At 39.9% G+C, this 2,899-nt stretch carries 3 protein-coding genes and 1 pseudogene; all 4 read left to right on the top strand.

Annotated elements, in window-relative coordinates:
- A pseudogene (locus SD31_RS17130) lies at positions 1–576 on the top strand (hypothetical protein); the annotation flags it as partial.
- On the top strand, positions 573–1,568 hold the full coding sequence (locus SD31_RS05170) for an NAD-dependent epimerase/dehydratase family protein (RefSeq protein WP_039053363.1): 996 nt from the start codon (positions 573–575) through the stop codon (positions 1,566–1,568). The pseudogene SD31_RS17130 and the gene SD31_RS05170, both read left to right, overlap by 4 nt.
- Positions 1,569–1,578: 10 nt before the next feature.
- Positions 1,579–2,265 (top strand): CDP-alcohol phosphatidyltransferase family protein, encoded by a 687-nt coding sequence (locus SD31_RS05165; RefSeq protein ID WP_039053362.1) that lies wholly within the window; start codon positions 1,579–1,581, stop codon positions 2,263–2,265.
- Positions 2,266–2,273: 8 nt separating this feature from the next.
- Entirely contained in the window at positions 2,274–2,660 is a 387-nt protein-coding gene (locus tag SD31_RS05160; protein ID WP_039053361.1) for a GtrA family protein, read from the top strand.
- Positions 2,661–2,899: the final 239 nt, after the last annotated feature.

The raw sequence follows: 2,899 nt of genomic DNA, 5'->3' as shown, positions 1-2,899 counted from the left end.
TCGGTGATGCTATTGGATAAGCTGGAAGAAAGATTGAAACGATCCGGCATTATATTGCGTCAGATTGATTTAAAGAATTTTACCCAAGAGGCGGATAAAATTAAAAAGGTATATAATAAGGCGTGGGATAAAAACTTGGGGTTCGTTCCTATGTCGGATGAGGAGTTTGCCTATGTGGCTAAAGACCTCAAAATGGTTGTAGACCCTAAATATTGTATCCTTGCTGAAAAAGAAAACGAAATCGTAGGCTTTGCGGTGGGCATCCCTAATATCAACGAGGTGCTGATCAAAATCAAGCGTGGTAGATTATTCCCGTTTGGCATATTTAAATTACTTTTTGGTCGCAAGAAAATCAAAACACTTCGAGTGATGATGTTGGGTGTGTTGGAAGACTACCGTAAGATGGGTATAGAAGCGTGCTTGTACGGTAGGATTATCAAAAACGCACAAGCAAGTGGCATCCAAAGTGCAGAATGTTCGTGGATGTTGGACCACAACTATATGATGAACCATGCCATTGAGCAGATAAATGGGGAATTGTATAAGAAATACCGCATTTATGAAAAACAAATATGAAAAAGCTTTTTTTGACTGGTGCGAGTGGATTTGTAGGGTCTCATATAGTCGAAGCAGCAAAATCTAAAGGATGGATAGTTCATGCAGCTATACGCAAGTCCAGTAAGACGGACGATATAGCGCCATTCGTGGATGAATTTCTTTATCCGGATTTTGAGAATATTGAAGATCTTAAGGCTATATTTAGAAGCGGAAGGTACGATTATATCGTTCATGCTGCGGCACTGACTAAGTCCAAGTCGGAAGAAGCGATGAGAAAGGTGAATGTGGGTTATACCGACAACCTTATGGAGGCTGCATTCGACAGTGAAATAGGGGTGTCACGATTTGTGTATGTAAGCAGCTTGGCAGCCATAGGGCCCATAGGCTATAACGATAACGTGGATATCACGGAAGAACATCCGTACCGACCATTGACCATGTACGGACGAAGCAAGCGTGATTCCGAAATGAACATAAAACAGAAATATGCGGATATGCCTATTACGGTGCTCCGTCCTACAGCTGTATACGGCCCGCGAGAAAGGGATTTGTTCATACTCTTTGAAACCTTAAATAAAGGATTAGATCCATACATAGGAAGAAATCCACAAAAACTAAGCTTCGTCTACGTAAAAGACCTGGTGGATGTCATCCTCCGTGCGTGCGAGATTCCGCAAGGCTCACTGGACTTTTATAACATCTCTGACGGCAATGTATACTCGAAGTATGCTATGGCCGACATTTTTAGAGATACTTTTCATAAGAAGCCTTTCCGTGTACACGTCCCCTACCGTTTAGTTTCTTTTGTGGCTCGACTCTCCAACTATCTGTACAAAAATTCTTCGAAAACACCGGTAATCTATCCGGAGCGTTTAGGAGAACTTACGGCAGAGAATTGGAGCTGTAATATTACTAAAGCAAAAGAAAAGTTGGGCTTCGTTCCCAAATATGATTTAAGAAAAGGTTTGACAGAGGCCTTATTGTGGTATAAAGACCATAATTGGCTGTAAATATATAGTGATGAGTGAAAGTAAAATTGACAAGAAGTTATTCCAAGACAGAAAAAGAACTAACATTCTTAGTAATCCGGAACAACGACTAATTACATTTTTTCTACCTAGAATTCCGAGTTGGATTTCTTCTGATGGTCTTACGGCAATAGGATTTTTTGGTTCTTTAATGATTATGTGCAGCTTCTTGCTGGCCGAATATGTGAACCGCTATTTGTTGTTGCTTGCTATCGTAGGCTTTTTCGTACAGTGGTTTGGCGACTCTTTGGATGGAAGACTGGCTTTCTACAGAAACAAATCGCGTAAGTGGTATGGATTTGCTTTGGATATTGTGATGGACTGGGTGAGTACGGTGATGATAGGATTGGGGTATGTGTTTTATGCTGCTGAAGATTTTAAATATTCAGGCTTTGCTTTGGTGGCTTTGTATGGGTGGGCTATGATTATTTCCCAGTTGCGGTATAAGATTACCGACAAATATACGATAGATGCCGGCTTGTTGGGGCCGACGGAAATTCGTGTCATCATTTGTTTGGTGTTATTGCTGGAAGTTTTTGTGCCCTTCTCTATCAACTACTGCGTAATCGTGATCTGTGTTATTCTCTTCTTTATCAATATTGCCGATACCAAAAAATTGCTGGATATGGGAGATGCGCGCGATAAGGCAGAGAAATTAGCAAAAGGGGAAAAGAAATAGCATTGTCGATGTCGAATAAGATTGCAGAATTCTTAAGAGCGCAACTGTCCGCCTTTATAGGAGGGATGACAGATTTGGGTATTTATACATTCTGTTATAAGATTCTGCATTTGTCGGCCCCCTTATCCAATGTTGTGAGTGGCTCATTGGGCGCCATAGTGAATTTTTTGATCAATCGATATTGGTCGTTTAATAGTACAGAGACATCTGTAGGTTGTCAGCTTTGGAAATTTGTAATTGTAGTATTAGGAAGTATAATGCTAAAATCGCTGGGGATCCACTATTTTGTGGATGTATGGGGATGGCATTTTCTATTTTCAAAGCTCCTAGTGGAGTTGATAGTATCGCTAGGATTCAACTTCACCTTACAGAAATTTTGGGTTTTTAAGAAGTGAAAACCTTTTTCTTTTGACCCTGCTCAAAAAAATATCTTACGCATTATCAGCGTATTATTGTTTAAAGGTTAAAAATTAAGGTTAAAAATGTTTGGAAGTAAATGGTTTTAAACTCTCTATTCTTTGCACCACTCCGCGAGGGAGAGAAGTTCTACGGAACGTTTGAAAAGAGGGTAGAAGAGGGTAAGGAAAAAGATAGTTTATCKTTTTTGTTGCCGATAAAAGAAGAAGTAAAAACT

Origin of the sequence: Sphingobacterium sp. T2, from assembly GCF_000814685.1 — a bacterium.
Taxonomy (GTDB): Bacteria; Bacteroidota; Bacteroidia; order Sphingobacteriales; family Sphingobacteriaceae; genus Sphingobacterium; species Sphingobacterium thermophilum.
This window is presented reverse-complemented; position numbering and strand designations above follow the sequence as displayed.